This is a genomic window from Neobacillus vireti (assembly GCF_036962345.1).
Classification (GTDB): Bacteria; Bacillota; Bacilli; order Bacillales; family Cytobacillaceae; genus Neobacillus; species Neobacillus vireti_A.
Map to the genome: position 1 here is coordinate 241,657 of NZ_JBALNB010000005.1, position 16,811 is coordinate 258,467.

At 39.7% G+C, this 16,811-nt stretch carries 14 protein-coding genes; 1 reads left to right on the forward strand and 13 read right to left on the reverse strand.

All coding sequences use genetic code 11. The features are described 5' to 3' along the window. Positions 1-129: 129 nt before the first annotated feature. The 5 genes from rpoZ to V7108_RS05030 all read right to left on the reverse strand — a co-directional run bounded on the left by rpoZ (position 130) and on the right by V7108_RS05030 (position 4,999). On the reverse strand, positions 130-375 hold the full coding sequence (rpoZ, locus tag V7108_RS05010) for a DNA-directed RNA polymerase subunit omega (RefSeq protein WP_335513548.1): 246 nt from the start codon (positions 373-375) through the stop codon (positions 130-132). Further along, complete coding sequence (gene gmk / locus V7108_RS05015) at positions 376-990, reverse strand: guanylate kinase (protein ID WP_335513550.1); 615 nt, start codon at positions 988-990, stop codon at positions 376-378. It lies immediately after the preceding gene. A gap of 11 nt (positions 991-1,001) precedes the next feature. Next, positions 1,002-1,265, reverse strand: coding sequence for an extracellular matrix/biofilm regulator RemA (gene remA, locus V7108_RS05020; RefSeq protein WP_090758253.1), 264 nt, complete (start codon positions 1,263-1,265; stop codon positions 1,002-1,004). A 59-nt stretch (positions 1,266-1,324) separates the two neighbouring features. Next, the gene (locus tag V7108_RS05025; RefSeq protein WP_335513552.1) at positions 1,325-2,200 is read right to left on the reverse strand and encodes a YicC/YloC family endoribonuclease; all 876 of its coding nucleotides are present in this window, start codon (positions 2,198-2,200) and stop codon (positions 1,325-1,327) included. Positions 2,201-2,320: 120 nt separating this feature from the next. After that, on the reverse strand, positions 2,321-4,999 hold the full coding sequence (locus tag V7108_RS05030; RefSeq protein WP_335567478.1) for a calcium-translocating P-type ATPase, SERCA-type: 2,679 nt from the start codon (positions 4,997-4,999) through the stop codon (positions 2,321-2,323). 151 nt (positions 5,000-5,150) lie between these two features. Here V7108_RS05030 and V7108_RS05035 point away from each other — a divergent pair, with 151 nt between their 5' ends. Beyond that, entirely contained in the window at positions 5,151-6,863 is a 1,713-nt protein-coding gene (locus V7108_RS05035) for an Rqc2 family fibronectin-binding protein (RefSeq protein ID WP_335567479.1), read from the forward strand. 359 nt (positions 6,864-7,222) lie between these two features. Here the strand turns inward: V7108_RS05035 and pyrE are convergent, their stop codons facing one another. Genes pyrE through V7108_RS05075 form a run of 8 tightly spaced genes read right to left on the reverse strand, consistent with a single transcriptional unit; the run spans position 7,223 to position 16,725 of the window. Beyond that, positions 7,223-7,855, reverse strand: a complete 633-nt coding sequence (gene pyrE, locus V7108_RS05040; RefSeq protein ID WP_335567480.1) for an orotate phosphoribosyltransferase — start codon at positions 7,853-7,855, stop codon at positions 7,223-7,225. A 5-nt stretch (positions 7,856-7,860) separates the two neighbouring features. Continuing rightward, the gene (pyrF, locus tag V7108_RS05045; protein ID WP_335567481.1) at positions 7,861-8,568 is read right to left on the reverse strand and encodes an orotidine-5'-phosphate decarboxylase; all 708 of its coding nucleotides are present in this window, start codon (positions 8,566-8,568) and stop codon (positions 7,861-7,863) included. Continuing rightward, positions 8,540-9,481, reverse strand: coding sequence for a dihydroorotate dehydrogenase (locus tag V7108_RS05050; RefSeq protein ID WP_335567482.1), 942 nt, complete (start codon positions 9,479-9,481; stop codon positions 8,540-8,542). Before V7108_RS05050 ends, pyrF begins: the two co-directional genes overlap by 29 nt. Next, entirely contained in the window at positions 9,478-10,251 is a 774-nt protein-coding gene (locus tag V7108_RS05055) for a dihydroorotate dehydrogenase electron transfer subunit (RefSeq protein WP_335567483.1), read from the reverse strand. The genes V7108_RS05050 and V7108_RS05055 overlap by 4 nt, the downstream gene beginning before the upstream one ends. Beyond that, the gene (carB, locus tag V7108_RS05060; protein ID WP_335567484.1) at positions 10,248-13,454 is read right to left on the reverse strand and encodes a carbamoyl-phosphate synthase large subunit; all 3,207 of its coding nucleotides are present in this window, start codon (positions 13,452-13,454) and stop codon (positions 10,248-10,250) included. The genes V7108_RS05055 and carB overlap by 4 nt, the downstream gene beginning before the upstream one ends. Then, positions 13,447-14,538 (reverse strand): carbamoyl phosphate synthase small subunit, encoded by a 1,092-nt coding sequence (locus V7108_RS05065; RefSeq protein WP_335567485.1) that lies wholly within the window; start codon positions 14,536-14,538, stop codon positions 13,447-13,449. The genes carB and V7108_RS05065 overlap by 8 nt, the downstream gene beginning before the upstream one ends. Then, on the reverse strand, positions 14,535-15,821 hold the full coding sequence (locus tag V7108_RS05070; protein ID WP_335512876.1) for a dihydroorotase: 1,287 nt from the start codon (positions 15,819-15,821) through the stop codon (positions 14,535-14,537). The genes V7108_RS05065 and V7108_RS05070 overlap by 4 nt, the downstream gene beginning before the upstream one ends. Further along, a complete protein-coding gene (locus V7108_RS05075; RefSeq protein WP_335512878.1) occupies positions 15,781-16,725 on the reverse strand; it encodes an aspartate carbamoyltransferase catalytic subunit in 945 nt (314 codons plus the stop codon). Before V7108_RS05075 ends, V7108_RS05070 begins: the two co-directional genes overlap by 41 nt. Positions 16,726-16,811: the final 86 nt, after the last annotated feature.

A 16,811-nucleotide genomic window follows, 5' to 3' on the forward strand; every position in this document is an offset into this window, starting at 1 on the left:
AAAACCGATTTTAACGTGGAAATTATTAATTTGCACCATTGAATTTAATTTGTTAGCCCTTTAGAAAAAAGCCTCCGACAAAAAATAAAAAAGGCTGACATTTTACTTTTGTCAGTCCTTTCCAATTTACTACTTACCTATTGAACTGTCTTTTCCGTAAATTGCACCTGTTTCAGATTTTTTTGGTACTCGATAGGTAAGTTCGCCGCTGTAAATTTCCTCTAATGCTTTTCCTACATGCTTATAAGAAACGTATTTAGGTAATCTCTCATCCTTGGCTTGCTGCATGGATCGAGCACGTTTGGCCGCAACTGAAACGAGTGAGTATTTTGAATCAATTTTATTAAGTAATGAATCAATCGAAGGATATAACATTTATTCGACCTCCAGTAATTTTTTATATCGATGTTCTACACGTTCTCTGCGGCAATGTTCAGCCACAACGATTGCTTTTACACGTTCACAAGCCGACTCTACTTGGTCATTTTCAACTACATAATCATATAATTCCATCATTTCAATTTCTTCCCGTGCCGACAGCATTCGATTGTTAATTAACTCTTCTGTTTCAGTACCTCTGGTAACGATCCGATTCTTTAGCTCGGTGAGACTTGGCGGCATCAGAAAGATAAACAAACCTTCTGGAAACTTTTCCCTTACTTGACGTGCACCTTTCACTTCAATTTCCAAAAAGACATCTTTCCCAGCATCGAGGGTTTCACGTACATAATCCACAGGTGTCCCATAGTAATTACCTACGAATTCCGCATATTCTAAAAGTCTACCTTGTTGTATTAGTTCTTCAAATTCTTCCCTTGACTTAAAAAAGTAATCTACCCCGTTTACTTCACCTGGGCGAGGTGCACGTGTTGTTGCTGAAATTGAGTATTCAAAAGCCGTGTCCGGATGGGAAAATATTTCTTTTCTTACTGTTCCTTTTCCGACACCGGATGGACCAGAAAATACGATAAGTAATCCTTTTTCCTGCATTTTCTATAATCCTACCCTTCATCCATAATTTCATCACGGTCAGCCAGTCGATGGGCAACCGTTTCAGGCTGTACGGCTGATAAAATGACATGGTCACTGTCCATGACGATTACCGCACGAGTACGTCTTCCATATGTAGCATCAATCAACGAACCCCGATCTCGAGCATCTTGAATAATTCTCTTTATCGGAGCAGATTCAGGGCTTACAATTGAAATTATCCGATTGGCAGATACGATATTTCCAAATCCAATATTTATCAATTTAATCGACATGATTATCATCCAATCATCAATAATATATTTTTGCCTTGTCAAACATTTCCTAAACACTGTTATTCAATATTTTGAACCTGTTCCTTCAGCTTCTCAAGCAAACTTTTTATATCTACTACCTTTTTTGTAATACTTGAGTCATTTGCTTTTGATCCAATGGTATTAGCTTCCCTATTCATTTCTTGAACAAGGAAATCAAGTTTTCTGCCAATTGGTTCTTGTTCGTTTAACGTTTGCCTAAATTGCTGAATATGGCTTTTTAACCTGGTTAATTCTTCATTGATATCAACCTTATCAGCAAAAATAGCGACCTCAGTTAAAACACGTGATTCATCAAATTGTCCCTGTACGATTTCCTCAATTCTTTTTAACAATCTTTCTTTATACGCTGAGACCACCACGGGTGCTAATTCCTTAAGTTCATCGGTATGTGCATCGACCTGCAGTAACGAAGTGAGCAAATCCTTCCCTAATTCTTCTCCTTCTGTTACTCGCATCTGTTTACATAGTAAAACAGCCTCTTCTGTTGCTCTAAGTACTAGTTCTTCTAATTCTTCGCTGCCTTCATCGATTTCTTCGATATGTAAAAAATCATTGCGAGTTAATAAATCCTGAAGCAATACCTTTCCTTCAAGATTAAATCGATCTCGTGCTTGTTTGATAAAAAGGTAGTATTCCTCCAGAAGTTTCCAATCCACTTGGATATTCCGTGTAACAGCACTTTCGCCTTCGAGCATGATATAAACTTCAGCCCTGCCGCGACGGAGATGCTCATTCACTTTTTTCTTTATCTTATCTTCAATCTTTAGCAGCTGTCTGGGCATCCGAACATTAATTTCGCTAAACCGATGATTGACTGTTTTTACTTCAACATTTACAGAAAAAGAAGCTGTGACAATTCTGCTTCTCCCAAAGCCCGTCATACTTATTACCATTAAGTACACTCCAATCTATTGAAGATGAGCGGCTAACCTATGTAAAGTATATGGTATTATTCTAAAAATGAACAAAAGGTAATAGAGCCAACTCTACTACCTTTTGGATTATAACACACTTTATTTTGTTTTTCTTAACAAAAATGTTCCGGCTAGTAAAAAAGTTGGAATCGAAGACAGTCCAATAATCAAAAGCCAATCTTTTGCTATGATTGGAAGGGTATGAAAAATGGGTTGTAAAGGCGGATAGTATATCACTGCAATCATTAATGCAAGTGATGAAATAACTGCCCAGACCAAATACTTATTCCCAAATGGATTTCTTGATAAGACAGACTTCTCACTTCTACAATCAAAAACATGAATAAGTTGAGCCATTACCAATGTTGCAAATGCGATTGTTTGGGCATATTCAAGATTAGCAGGATTCTGATCATATACAATGATAAACGCAAGCAATGTTATGATTCCAATGAGAAAACCCCTTGAAACAACTTTCCATCCGAGTCCTCGGGCAAAAACACCTTCATTTGGACTTCGTGGTTTACGCCTCATTACATCCTCTTCTGGACGGTCTAGTCCTAATGCCATTGCCGGTAAACCATCGGTTACTAAATTTACCCAAAGAATTTGAATCGGTACGAGTGGCAGCGGCAGTGCTAATATCATCGCAAATAACATAACCAATATTTCCCCAACATTCGAAGCAAGTAAATATCGAACGAATTTTCGAATATTTTCATAAATATTTCTGCCTTCTTCTATTGCTGCTTTTATCGTTGCAAAATTATCATCTAATAATACAAGTGAAGATGCTTCTTTTGCCACATCCGTACCAGTAATTCCCATTGCAACACCGATATCAGCCGCTTTAATAGCTGGTGCATCGTTGACCCCATCACCTGTCATTGCAACAATATGTCCTCTATTTTGCAAAGCTTTGACAATCTTTAATTTATGTTCTGGTGACACGCGGGCAAATACAGAAACGTCATCCACTACATCCTCAAGTTCGTCAACGGTCATCGTTGATAATGCATTACCATCAAGGACCTTACTTTTTTTCGTTAAAATACCGAGCTGGGCTGCGATGGCCTTAGCTGTAATAATGTGATCTCCAGTGATCATTACCGTTTTGATACCTGCATCATTACATTCTCGTACAGCCTCTTTAACCTCCGGCCTAGGCGGATCGATCATCCCTTGAACACCGATGAATGTTAATTTCTTCTCTGCTTCTTGCTCGCTAAGAATTACTGTATTAGCGGGAATAGGTTTAAATGCAATCGCAATGGTTCTGAGCGCTTTGGAAGCAAGGTTATTGATTGCTTCTTGAACCTGACCTTGGACATTTTGACTAAGATATTGTGTTTTTCCATCCCAAAGAATAGATTCACTCTTTCCTATAATTACATCTGGTGCACCTTTTGTAACAATAAAATTTCTGCCTTGCTTATCTTTAACATGCATACTCATCATTTTTCTCGATGAATCAAACGGAAACTCCTTTATTATGGTGAACTCATCTAATAGATTTGTTCGATCAAACCCTGCTTTCATCGCACTAACCAGTAAAGCCCCTTCTGTTGGATCCCCATCGAGAATATAGTCTTCATCCTTCATGACTAATTCTGAATGGTTACAAATCATTCCAAATATAAGCATTTGCTGCAGGGCTTTCTCATCTTTAGGATGAACATGAGTATTATCGCGATAAAAAGCTCCCTGAGGTTGATAGCCTACTCCATCTACGGTCCATGTATTTCCACCGCTCCATAAATGGGTAACCGTCATTTTGTTTTGTGTCATTGTTCCTGTTTTATCCGAACAGATAACGGACGCACAGCCAAGTGTTTCTACTGCTGGCAGCTTCCTTACGATAGCATTTCTCTTAATCATTTTTTGGACTCCGAGCGATAAAGCAACCGTTACAATCGCTGGTAATCCCTCAGGTATTGCCGCAACTGCAAGGGAGACCCCTGCTAAGAACATGGTATAAAGTTCATGTCCCTGTAAAATTCCAATCCCTACAACGAGAACGGTTAAAATTAATGCAACGGTTATTAAAATCTTACCTAGCTGCTCTAAACGGCGCTGCAAAGGTGTATCTTGGGACTCCGCATTTTGAAGCAAATCTGCAATTTGCCCCATCGCCGTTTTCATTCCTGTTGCAATAACTACTCCAATGCCGCTTCCTCTCGTGATCATGGTCCCCATAAAAGCAATATTTTCCATATCACCAATTCCAGGATTAATCGCTTTTAAGCTATCAGTATGTTTAGACACAGGCACAGATTCACCAGTAAGGGCGGACTCCTCGATTTCTAAACTCCTAGATTCAATAATTCTTACATCTGCACCAATTCTGTCTCCACTTGAAAATTTAACAATATCCCCGACGGCAATTTCTTTTGAAGGAACTTTCATCCACTGTCCTTCTCGTAAAACAGAAACCTGTGGAGCAGATAATTCCTTTAAAGCCTGCAGCGATTTCTCTGCTCTTCTTTCTTGATAGAAGCCGAGAATACCGTTAATAATGACAATTGCAATAATCGCTACTGCGTCAATGTATTCACCAAGTAGTCCAGATAATAACGTTGCAGCCAGCAGCACCAAAACCATAAAATCTTTAAACTGACTAAAAAATAAGAGTAAAGCAGATTGCTTTTCTCCTTCTTGCAGTTCATTAAGCCCGTGTTTGGTTAGTCGTTTCTTTACTGTTTCTGGTGATAACCCAGAAGAAAAGTCGGTATCTAAGGCCTTTTCTACTTGATTGATCTCCATCTCATGAAATTTCATCCGACCATCTCACTTCCCCCTTAAGTAAATTACTCTAAAGAAAGCTTATTCAGCCTCGTCCCAAAAAATGCTATGATAATTTATATGGGTTATGATAATCTTGTAAACTATATGTAAAGAATAAATATGTTTGAAGTAAAGGATGTTTTCCATGTCATTTGATGGTTTATTTACAAAAGCAATGGTGCAAGAACTTTCACTTTCATTAAAAGGCGGAAGAATTAATAAAGTACACCAGCCCTATAAAAATGAGGTTATCCTAACAATTCGTGCAAATGGGGTAAATCAAAAATTATTATTTTCTGCACATCCCAGCTATGCACGTGTACAACTCACAAATGAAGCATACGATAATCCCAGTGAACCGCCTATGTTCTGTATGCTGCTAAGAAAGCATATTGAGGGCTATATATTAGAGGATGTCTATCAAGTAGAAAATGATCGGATGATTATTTTTGAAATCAAAGGACGCAATGAAATTGGCGATGTCAGCTACAAACAGGTAATTATCGAAATAATGGGCAGGCACAGTAACATTGTACTGATTGATAAAAGCAGGAATATGATTCTCGACAGTATTAAGCATGTTTCGTTTGCAGTAAATAGTCACAGAGCCATATTACCGGGTCAACCTTATATTTTCCCGCCCGAACAAAACAAACAAAATCCATTCTTGGCAGTTGAAGATGATTTATTGAGAAGAATTGACTTTAATAGCGGCAAGATAGATCGGCAAGTAGTCGAACAATTTGCTGGAGTCTCACCACTCTTTGCCAAAGAAGTCATTACCCAAAGCGGGATTGCCAATCGGACAACAGTCCCAAAAACTTTTATTCAAATGATTCACAGAATTCAAAGAGGTGAGTTAAATCCCACCATCATGTCCACAGGGAATAAGGAAGTTTTTTACCTTTTTCCTCTTGAACATGTAAAAGGAGAAGGCAGAAGCTTCTCAACGCTAAGCGAAATGCTTGACCGCTTTTATTTTGGCAAGGCTGAGCGGGACAGAGTAAAACAGCAAGGACATGATATTGAGCGGCTGATCGTAAATGAAAAAGAAAAGAATACAAAGAAAATTGAGAAACTGGAAGATACATTGAGAGAAGCTGAAAAGTCAGACCAGCTCCAGCGCTATGGAGAACTATTAACAGCCAATCTCTATGCTGCCAAAAAAGGAATGAAAGAAATAGAAGTGATTGATTATTATGATGAAACTGGCGGTACCGTAACCATCTCGCTGGATCCTCGGAAGACGCCATCAGAAAATGCACAAAAATATTTTTCTAAATACCAGAAGGCAAAAAATTCAGTTTCCATCGTAATCGAACAAATTGAAAAGGCACGTGAGGAAGTCTTATACTTTGACAATTTGCTTCAACAGGTACAGTCTGCGTCACCTAAAGACATTCAAGAAATTCGTGATGAGCTAATTGAAGGCGGATATATCCGTGATCGGCAAAAACGCAATGCTAAAAAGCTCACCAATGCCAAACCGGTACTTGACTATTATCTATCTTCAGATGGGACAGAGATTATTGTCGGTAAAAATAATAAACAAAATGATTATTTAACCAACAAACTTGCAGCACGAGATGAAATTTGGCTTCATACAAAAGACATTCCTGGCTCGCATGTTGTCATTCGCAGCAAAGAACCATCGGAAACGACTATTCACGAAGCAGCAAAGCTAGCTGCTTATTATAGCAAAGCACGCAGCTCAAGCTCGGTTCCAGTCGATTTTACAAAGGTCCGCCATGTTAAGAAGCCAAGCGGTGCAAAGCCTGGTTTTGTTATCTATGACAATCAACAGACTGTATATGTAACACCAGAAGAGGAGCTTGTTCTAAGACTTAAGAAGAAATAAGAAAAGCGCAAGCAACCTGGTCAGCGGCGTATGGCCTCCTCGAAAAAGCTAACGCTTTTTCTTCGTGCGAAGCCTATGCTGCAGAAGTTTTCCTTGTGGAGCCCTCCAACTGAGATAAAGGAAACACGAAGAGCCAAGCCGCTACCTGAATTACTTCCTTGCAGCTTTGCGACGAGCTGAACGCCGCTACTCTGAATCTGCTATGGCGCAGGAGCAGATTTGGCGCATTCGTGCTTGACTTATCGTAGGTAGGTAAAAATCCTGAAGGGATTTTTACTCGCGGAGAGCGAAGGACACTAGCCGCTAGGGTGCTGGAGCTAGACAAGAAAATGCCCCGGGGTTTCCGGGGCATTTTTAATTTATTCGAATTGCTTACTCCATTCTGCTGGTGCTTTACTCCAAGAAAGCAAACTCTCCTGATTATCTTGGCTTATGTAACCTTTTTCAATGGCTACTTCAACAAGTGTTGGAAAATCAGTAAGCGATTCACTAATAATTTCTTCTTGTATGAAAGCCTCTTTCCCTTTTTCAAGTCCATATGTAAATATGGAAACCACTCCAAGGACTTCACAACCAGCTTCTCTAAGTGCTTGAACGGCTGTAATGACACTGCCTCCAGTAGAAATTAAGTCTTCCACCACCACAACCTTTTGTCCTTTTTCGACTTTCCCTTCAATCTGATTCCCTTTACCATGGCCCTTCGCTTTTGAACGGACATAACACATTGGTAAATTTAGCAGCTCACTGACCCATGCAGCATGCGGGATTCCTGCAGTTGCTGTTCCAGCAATGATTTCTGCTTCGGGATAGTTTTCTTTAATCAAAGCTTGCAGACCTATTGCAGCCTCTCTTCTGACTTCCGGATAAGATAGTGTTAGGCGGTTGTCACAATAAATCGGTGATCGTAATCCTGATGTCCACGTAAACGGTTCATTCGGCTTCAACGCAACCGCATGGATTGATAATAATTTTTCAGCAATAATTTTTTTCATACTCGTCATCTCCTCCATGCCTCTTGCCATTTTTCATAGCTTTTCACTGGATTATTCGATCTTGTAATCGAGCGTCCAACAACAATCGACGTCACGCCAGCATCTCTTGCAAATTCAGGTGTGGCAATTCTTTTTTGGTCTCCTGAATTGTCTTCCTCCATTCTTATACCAGGGGTAACGGTGTAAAAAGTTTTACCGAGTGCTTCCCGAATAGATATTGCCTCCCAAGCGGAGCAAACAACTCCATCTAAACCTGATTCTTTTGCTAATGAGGCATAATGAAGAACAGATTGTTCAAGTGAAGCAGAAATTAGCTGTTCTTTATTCATTTGCGCTTCAGATGTGCTTGTTAGTTGTGTAACAGCAATACAAGCTGGACGCTTCCTTCCCGCAGCTGTCCCTTCCTCTAAGCCCTCTAATGCAGCTGACATCATTTCTCTGCCACCGGCAGCGTGTACGTTTACAAGATCACATTCCAGCCTGGCAAGACCCTTCATTGCACTTTTTACTGTATTGGGAATATCATGAAGCTTTAGATCTAAGAAAATCTGGTGACCATTCTCTTTTAAGTAATGAATGATTTCAGGACCTTCCTGATAAAATAGCTCCATTCCAACTTTCACAAAAAGTTGTTTGCCTGTAAAAGGCTGTAAAAACTTCTCTACTTCATTACGATTTGGAAAATCAAGCGCGATGATGAGTGAGTTGTTCATGGTTCCGCCAGCTCCTTCCAGTACATTCACTGATGTGTTCATAACCTAATTGATCTAACAGTAATGGTAATTCTTCGATGATGGCAGGACAAACGAACGGATCCACAAAATTTGCTGTACCTACTGCAACAGCACTTGCTCCCGCATAAAAGAATTCAATTACATCTTCTGCATTCTCAATTCCGCCCATTCCAATAATCGGGATATTTACAGCCTGACTTACCTCATAAATCATTCGTAATGCAACCGGTTTGATTGCTGGGCCAGATAGTCCCCCCGTACGGTTTGCTAAAATCGGCTTACCTGTTTTAAGATCCAGTCTCATCCCAACAAGCGTGTTAATCATGGTTAATCCGTCCGCCCCGCCATCTTCTACCGCTTTTGCCATTTCTACAATATTGGTTACGTTTGGTGAAAGCTTAACATATACCGGGACTTCGGAAACTTCCTTAACTTTTTGTGTTAACTGTTTGGCAACTTCTGGAATCGTCCCAAAAGCAATTCCCCCTGTTTTCACATTAGGACAGGAAATATTTAATTCTAATGCGTGAACATTTGGTGCTTTAGAAATGGTCTCGGCAACCTTGACATAATCCTCTTCTATAGAGCCTGCAACATTTGCAATAATAGGAACATCATACTGGGAAAGCCAAGGCAATTCATTGCTTATTACTTTATCTAAACCAGGATTTTGCAGACCAATGGCATTCAGCATCCCTGCGGAAGTTTCTGCAACCCTTGGGGTTTGATTTCCAAATCTAGGCTCAACCGTTGTAGCTTTAATCATAATCGCGCCAAGTTTGCTCAAATCATAGAATTGGCTATATTCCTTGCCAAAACCAAAGCACCCGGAGGCAGGCATGATAGGGTTTTTCAATTTTAAACCAGGTAAATCCAGGCTCAATCTGCTCACAATACTACCTCCCCGGCACGGAAAACTGGACCGTCACTGCAAACTTTTTTATAGGAAACATCATCTAGCTCATTGCTGGTTTTACATACACATGCAAAGCATGCTCCGATTCCGCAGCCCATTCTCTCTTCTAATGACAAAAACATTTTTTTATGAGAATACCCTTTTTCAATTGCCTTTAACATTGGGGTTGGCCCGCAAGTAAATAAGCAATCAAAATTCAATTGGTTGATAACATCGGTTACAAAACCTTTTTTCCCGTATGAACCATCCACAGTAGTAATATACGTCTCTCCATTATTCAAAAATTCTTTTTCATAAAATACAGCCGATTGTGTTTGGAAGCCAAGAACATGAATCACCTTAACCCCCTTGGCTTTTAACTGATTGGAGAGCTCATAAAGGGGAGGGACACCAATCCCTCCGCCAACAAGTAACGCCGTTTCTCCTAAATTCACTTCATTAACAGGAAACCCATTTCCTAAGGGACCGAGAATATCTAGGTCCATCCCCTTACCCTTTTCAGACAAAAGCGACGTCCCTTTTCCTTCTTTTCGATAAATCATGGTAAATTGCGAATTCAATTTATTAAACGATGAAATACTTATTGGTCTTCGTAAAAGTGGATCTAGTGCCTTATCAACCCGAATATGAACGAATTGCCCTGGTGCTGAAATCTCTTTTACAAAACCGGCTTCCACCGTTAATTCAAAAATATCTTTCGCAATTTCATCTTGGGAGACGATTTTGCATAATTCTTTTCTAATCATGCAAAAACAGCCTCCTTTTCCTCAACAGTCATTGCTTCAGCAGAAAAATTCATTGATTCAATCACTTTCAGAATCGCGTCTGCTGTATCTAAAGATGTTAAACATGGAACGCCATTTTCAACTGCTTCACGACGGATTCTAAATCCATCACGTTCCGGCTGTTTTCCTTTTGTAAGGGTGTTGATGATGAATTGAGCTTCTCCATTATGAATTACATCGAGCAATGTTTTTCCTTCTGAACCAATTTTTCCGATTACTTTTACCCGCAGTCCTGCAGATTCAAGTACAGCCGCTGTACCCCCCGTAGCCATTAATCGGTATCCATTTGATGCAAAACGTTTTGCAAGATTTAATGATTCTTGTTTGTCTTTATCTGCAACTGTAAACAAGACAGTCCCAAATTTTTGAATCTTCATTCCCGAAGCTACTAGTCCTTTGTAGAGTGCCTTTTCCAGAGTACTATCTTTTCCCATTACCTCACCAGTTGATTTCATTTCAGGTCCGAGTGTGATATCAACATTTCTTAACTTAGCAAAAGAGAAGACTGGAACTTTTACAAAAACTCCTTTCTTTTCAGGAACAATTCCTGGTTTATAACCTTGTTCAATGATAGAAACTCCCAAGATCGCTTTCGTGGCAATTTTAGCCATTGGAACATTGGTTATTTTACTTAAAAACGGAACCGTCCGACTTGAACGCGGATTAACTTCTAGAACATAAACTTGACCTTTAGATAATACATACTGAATATTTAACAGACCTACAATATTTAAACCTAAAGCCATTTTTTCAGTATACTCAACAAGTGTTTGTTTCACGCTGTCTGATAATGTCTGTGGAGGATATACGGCAATCGAATCCCCAGAATGGACTCCTGCACGTTCAATATGCTCCATAATTCCAGGTATCAATACATTTTTTCCGTCACAAATGGCGTCCACTTCAATTTCCTGGCCCGTTAAGTATCGATCAATTAAAACCGGATGTTCCGGATTGATTTTAACGGCATTTTCCATATAATGAAGCAATTCTTCTTGACGATACACAATTTCCATCGCTCTTCCGCCAAGTACATAAGAAGGACGCACAAGGACTGGATAGCCGATTTCATTCGCAATCTCTACTGCCTCAGCTACGGACAACGCCGTTTTTCCTAGTGGTTGAGGAATATTCAGCTTGTCAAGAGCTTGTTCAAATTTATCTCGATTCTCGGCACGGTCTAAATCCTCAAGGCTTGTTCCGAGAATTTTAACACCATTTTGTTCTAATTTTGCAGCAAGATTAATGGCTGTCTGCCCGCCAAATTGAACCACTACCCCCATTGGATTTTCTAGATCAATAATACTCATGACATCTTCAATGGTTAAAGGTTCGAAATAAAGCTTATCAGAAATACTGAAATCAGTTGATACAGTTTCTGGATTATTATTGATAATAATCGCTTCATAACCTGCTTCTTTAATTGCCTTAACAGAATGTACAGTTGCATAATCAAACTCGATCCCCTGTCCGATGCGGATCGGACCAGAGCCAAGGACAATAACACTCTTTCTCTCCGTTACAATCGACTCATTTTCTTCTTCATACGTTCCATAATAATAAGGTGTTTCTGACTCGAATTCAGCTGCACAGGTATCCACCATTTTATAAACTGGAATCAACCCATACTCTTTGCGAAGGCTGTAAATTTCCGCTTCTTGTTGTTCCCAAAGCTCGCCAATCTTTTTATCAGAAAAGCCCTTTTGTTTTGCTTCCTTAAGAACTTCCATATTCATTGGGTTAGAAGAAATTTTTGTTTCCAGTTCGATGATTCCCTTAAACTTGTGTAAGAAAAATAAGTCGATTTGGCTCCATTCGTGAATGGTCTCTACTGTTATACCTCGCTTCATTGCTTCCGCGATGTAAAAGAGTCTTTCATCTCCAGCTTTGCAAATTCGTTTTTCTAGTAATTCATCGCTAATCTCCGCCGCTCCATTTAATTCAAAATGATAGACACCAGCTTCAAGGGAACGAATCGCTTTTAATAATGATTCCTCAAACGTACGGCCAATCGCCATAACTTCTCCCGTTGCTTTCATTTGCGTTCCAAGTGAACGGTTCCCTGATTCAAACTTATCAAAAGGCCACCTTGGAATTTTAGTTACGATGTAATCTAGAGCAGGTTCAAAGCTTGCGTATGTTTTCCCTGTTACTGGGTTGAGCATTTCATCTAATGTTAAGCCGACTGCAATTTTTGCTGCAAGCTTAGCAATTGGGTAACCTGTTGCTTTTGATGCAAGTGCCGAAGAACGGCTTACCCTTGGATTTACTTCAATAATATAGTAGTTAAAACTATATGGGTCTAGAGCAAGCTGAACATTACAGCCGCCTTCTATACCAAGCTTACGAATTATTTTCAGCGAGACATTTCTTAATAACTGATATTCTCGATCACTTAATGTTTGACTAGGTGCAACTACAATCGAGTCACCAGTATGAACTCCAACCGGGTCAATATTTTCCATATTACAAACAACAATGGCATTGTCATTTCCGTCACGCATTACTTCGTATTCAATTTCTTTATAGCCGGCAATACTTTTCTCAAGCAAGCATTGAGTAACCGGGCTGCTTTTTAATCCGCTTGCTACAATTTCGTTAAGTTCTTCTAAATTATGGCAAATCCCTCCGCCGGTACCGCCAAGCGTATAAGCAGGACGTACAATGACTGGGAATCCAATTTTTTCAACAAATGCATAGGCTTCAGCTAATTCATGGATAATTTCACTATCAGGTACAGGCTCACAAAGTTCGTTCATCAAGCTCCGAAATAAATCGCGATCCTCTGCTTGTTTAATCGCTGATAATTTCGTTCCTAGAATTTCAACCTCACACTCTTCTAATACACCGGATTCAGCCAGTTCAACTGCAAGATTAAGACCTGTTTGACCGCCAAGGGTTGCTAAAAGTGCATCGGGACGTTCCTTACGAATGATTCTGCTAACAAATTCTTCGGTTAATGGCTCAATATAGACAGCGTCTGCAATTTCAGTATCCGTCATAATTGTGGCTGGATTCGAATTGACTAGTATGACACGGTACCCTTCTTCTTTAAGGGCAATACAAGCTTGTGTGCCTGCATAATCAAATTCTGCTGCCTGACCTATTACAATCGGACCGGAACCAATGACTAATATGGAGTTTATATCTGTACGTTTAGGCATGTTGTGTAACCTCCTGTTTCTCAGACTCTATCATTGCTAGAAACTGATCGAATAAATGGTTTGCATCTTCTGGCCCTGGTGAAGCCTCCGGGTGATATTGAACAGTAAAGGCTGGATATTCAATATGCTTTAGGCCTTCAACGGTACCATCATTTAATGCAATATGCGTAACAACAAGATTTGTATCTGTTAATGACTTTTCTTCAACAGTAAACCCATGATTTTGTGCCGTTATTGCAATTTTTCCGGTTGCTAAATCTTTAACAGGTTGGTTTGATCCTCGGTGACCGAATTTCATTTTGATGGTGTTGGCACCACATGCCAGAGCGAACAATTGGTGCCCAAGGCATATTCCAAAAACCGGTACTAAGCCCAATACCTGCTTAATCATATGAATGGCTTCCGGAACATCTTTTGGATCCCCAGGTCCATTCGATAACATAATTCCATCTGGACGTAATTGAAGAATTTCATCAGCCGTTGCATGATAAGGAACTACTACAACATCACAATTTCGTTTATTTAATTCTCGTAAAATCCCGTGCTTCATCCCAAAATCAACCAGCACAATTCTTTTTCCGCGCCCTGGGCTTGGGTATGAATTTTTTGTCGATACCCTTCTTACTTGATCAATCGGAAGCTTCGTCTGTTTAAGCTTACTGATGACTTCATTTGGATCACTTTCAATCGAGCAGATTGCTCCTTTTAATGTTCCATACTTACGGATAATCCTTGTTAATTTACGTGTGTCAATCCCTGCTATTCCGGGAATTTTTTTCATTTTAAAATATTCATCTATCGTAAATTCACTTCTCCAATTGGATGGAAATTCTGTTGCGTCTTTCACAATAAATCCCTTTACAGCCGGGTTAATGGTTTCAAAATCGTCTCGATTGATACCGTAATTTCCAATCAAAGGGTAGGTCAACATAACAATTTGCCCGCAATAAGATGGATCGGAAAGAATCTCTTGATAGCCGGTCATACCTGTATTAAAGACGACTTCTCCGATTGTATCCATATGACTTCCAAAACCCTCACCAATAAATATCGTTCCATCCTCTAAAATTAGCTGTGCTTTCATGCTGTTACACTTCCTTTTTCCCAAACTATTTTGCCGTTCGCAATTGTCATATGCGGCCATCCCTTACAAGTCCAGCCTGTAAATGGTGTGTTTTTCCCTTTCGATAAAAACTCTTGCGGATTAATATCTTTTTCTTCATCTAAATTCAAGAGAACAATGTCTGCAGGTGCTCCAACTTCAATTCTTCCAAAAGGAAGTGAAAAGCTCTCTGCTGGTTTTATCGTCAAATACTCAATTAACTGTTCAAGCGTCATAATATTCTTTAAGACAAAATGTGTATAAAGCAGTGGGAACGCTGTTTCTAAACCAACAATTCCGAAAGGCGCAAGCGTCATTCCCTCATTTTTTTCATCACTTGTATGTGGTGCATGATCGGTTGCAATAAAATCAATGGTTCCGTCCAATAATCCTTCAATTAATGCATCCCGGTCAGCAATATCGCGAAGAGGTGGATTCATTTTATAATTCGGATCAAGTCCTGGGATATCGTCTTGTGTTAATAAAAGGTGGTGCGGGGTTACTTCCGCCGTGACATTAATTCCCGCTCGCTTTGCGTCCCGTATCACTCTGACAGATTCTTTTGTACTAACATGGCAGACATGATAATGGCAGCCAGCTGCCTCAGCAAGTAATACATCTCTAGCAATTTGAACAGACTCGCAAACGGATGGAATTCCGTTTAAGCCATTTCTTTCAGAAAAAGAACCTTCATGAACACTACCTCTATTTATTAATGTGTCTTCTTCACAATGGGCAACGATGGCTACATTCGCTTTAGCCGCCTTCCTCATTGCTTTTAACATCATCTCTGCAGACTGAACCCCTACACCGTCATCGGTAAATGCAAATGCTCCTGAACTTTTTAATGCCTCAAAATCGGTTAATTCTCTTCCAAGTTGTCTTACTGTAATGGAGGCATAAGGTAAAACCCTAACGTTCGCGGTTTCTGCGATTCGTTTCTGCACCCATTCCATTTGTTCTTTAGAATCTGGAACTGGCCTTGTATTCGGCATAGCTGCTAATGTGGTGTATCCGCCTCTAGCCGCAGCAAGTGTGCCTGTCGCAATGGTTTCTTTTTTCTCGCCTCCAGGCTCGCGGAGATGGACATGTAAATCAATAAACCCAGGTGATACCAACATACCGGCAGCATTCACTTTTTGGTCTGCAATTTCTTCTATTTTCTTTTCTATTTTTGCAATAATTCCATCTTGTATTAAGATATCAGCATTTTTGGTTTCCCCATTAAATGCTATGTAGCTGGCGTTCTGAATAAGTAATTTCATTCCCATACACTCCTTTTATACTTTCTAATGATCTCTTTAAGACAGCCATTCTTATATAAACTCCGTTTTCCATTTGCTTAAAGATTCTTGATCGTTCACATTCGACTAAGCTATCTGAAATTTCAACATTTCGATTTACTGGTGCGGGGTGCATAATAATACTATTTGGTTTCATATTTTGTTCTCTTTCCAAAGTAAGACCAAACTGTTTATGGTAATCTGCTGCTGTATAGCTTCCCTTCTTTTGGTGGCGTTCATGTTGAACACGAAGAAGCATGACGACATCAGCCTCGGCTATCGCTTCATCAATGGGTCTAAATCTTTGAGCACTTAGACTATGATGATCAAACCATTCGTCTGGACCTGAGAAAATTACCTCTGCGCCTAATCTTGTTAGTGTATCTGCATTGGACCTTGCAACTCTGCTATGCCTTATATCACCAATGATAGCAATTTTCAATCCAGAAAAACGGCCAAATTCTTGATAGATGGTTAAAAGGTCTAGGAGGGATTGTGTTGGATGATGCCCACACCCATCTCCACCATTAATAATTGGAATGTTTATTCTACCGACGAGGTCATCAAAATAACGATCTTGCCCGTGTCGAATGACGATGGTATTTACGCCGATCGCTTCTAGTGTTTTTACTGTATCATATAGGGTCTCACCTTTTTGAACACTCGAAGTTTGTACTTCAAATGGAATTACGTTCAGACCTAACCTTCTTTCTGCCAATTCAAAACTTGATTTTGTCCTTGTACTTGCCTCAAAAAATAAGTTAGCAGAAAACATTTGACCTTCAGGGCGCCATTTCATTCCTTCTGCAAAACCCTGTGCGACTGATAGAATTTGATAGATCTCTTCCACTTTTAGTTCATTTGTGGTTAGCAAGTGATTTAACATGCTATTCCCCCCACTTCTCGATTTGATAAAAAAAGTCCCTGTTCATCTTTGAACAGGGTGTGATTGAATCTAACCAAGCCCATAAA

Excerpts from the sequence above, each read along its gene's own strand:
- V7108_RS05035 (WP_335567479.1), top strand. The coding sequence starts at position 5,151 with ATGTCATTTGATGGTTTATTTACAAAAGCAATGGTGCAAGAACTTTCA.
- V7108_RS05025 (WP_335513552.1), bottom strand. The coding sequence starts at position 2,200 with ATGGTAATAAGTATGACGGGCTTTGGGAGAAGCAGAATTGTCACAGCT.
- V7108_RS05070 (WP_335512876.1), bottom strand. The coding sequence starts at position 15,821 with ATGAAATTACTTATTCAGAACGCCAGCTACATAGCATTTAATGGGGAA.
- carB (WP_335567484.1), bottom strand. The coding sequence starts at position 13,454 with ATGCCTAAACGTACAGATATAAACTCCATATTAGTCATTGGTTCCGGT.
- pyrE (WP_335567480.1), bottom strand. The coding sequence starts at position 7,855 with ATGAAAAAAATTATTGCTGAAAAATTATTATCAATCCATGCGGTTGCG.
- remA (WP_090758253.1), bottom strand. The coding sequence starts at position 1,265 with ATGTCGATTAAATTGATAAATATTGGATTTGGAAATATCGTATCTGCC.
- V7108_RS05055 (WP_335567483.1), bottom strand. The coding sequence starts at position 10,251 with ATGATTAGAAAAGAATTATGCAAAATCGTCTCCCAAGATGAAATTGCG.
- gmk (WP_335513550.1), bottom strand. The coding sequence starts at position 990 with ATGCAGGAAAAAGGATTACTTATCGTATTTTCTGGTCCATCCGGTGTC.
- V7108_RS05030 (WP_335567478.1), bottom strand. The coding sequence starts at position 4,999 with ATGAAATTTCATGAGATGGAGATCAATCAAGTAGAAAAGGCCTTAGAT.
- rpoZ (WP_335513548.1), bottom strand. The coding sequence starts at position 375 with ATGTTATATCCTTCGATTGATTCATTACTTAATAAAATTGATTCAAAA.
- V7108_RS05065 (WP_335567485.1), bottom strand. The coding sequence starts at position 14,538 with ATGAAAGCACAGCTAATTTTAGAGGATGGAACGATATTTATTGGTGAG.
- pyrF (WP_335567481.1), bottom strand. The coding sequence starts at position 8,568 with ATGAACAACTCACTCATCATCGCGCTTGATTTTCCAAATCGTAATGAA.
- V7108_RS05075 (WP_335512878.1), bottom strand. The coding sequence starts at position 16,725 with ATGTTAAATCACTTGCTAACCACAAATGAACTAAAAGTGGAAGAGATC.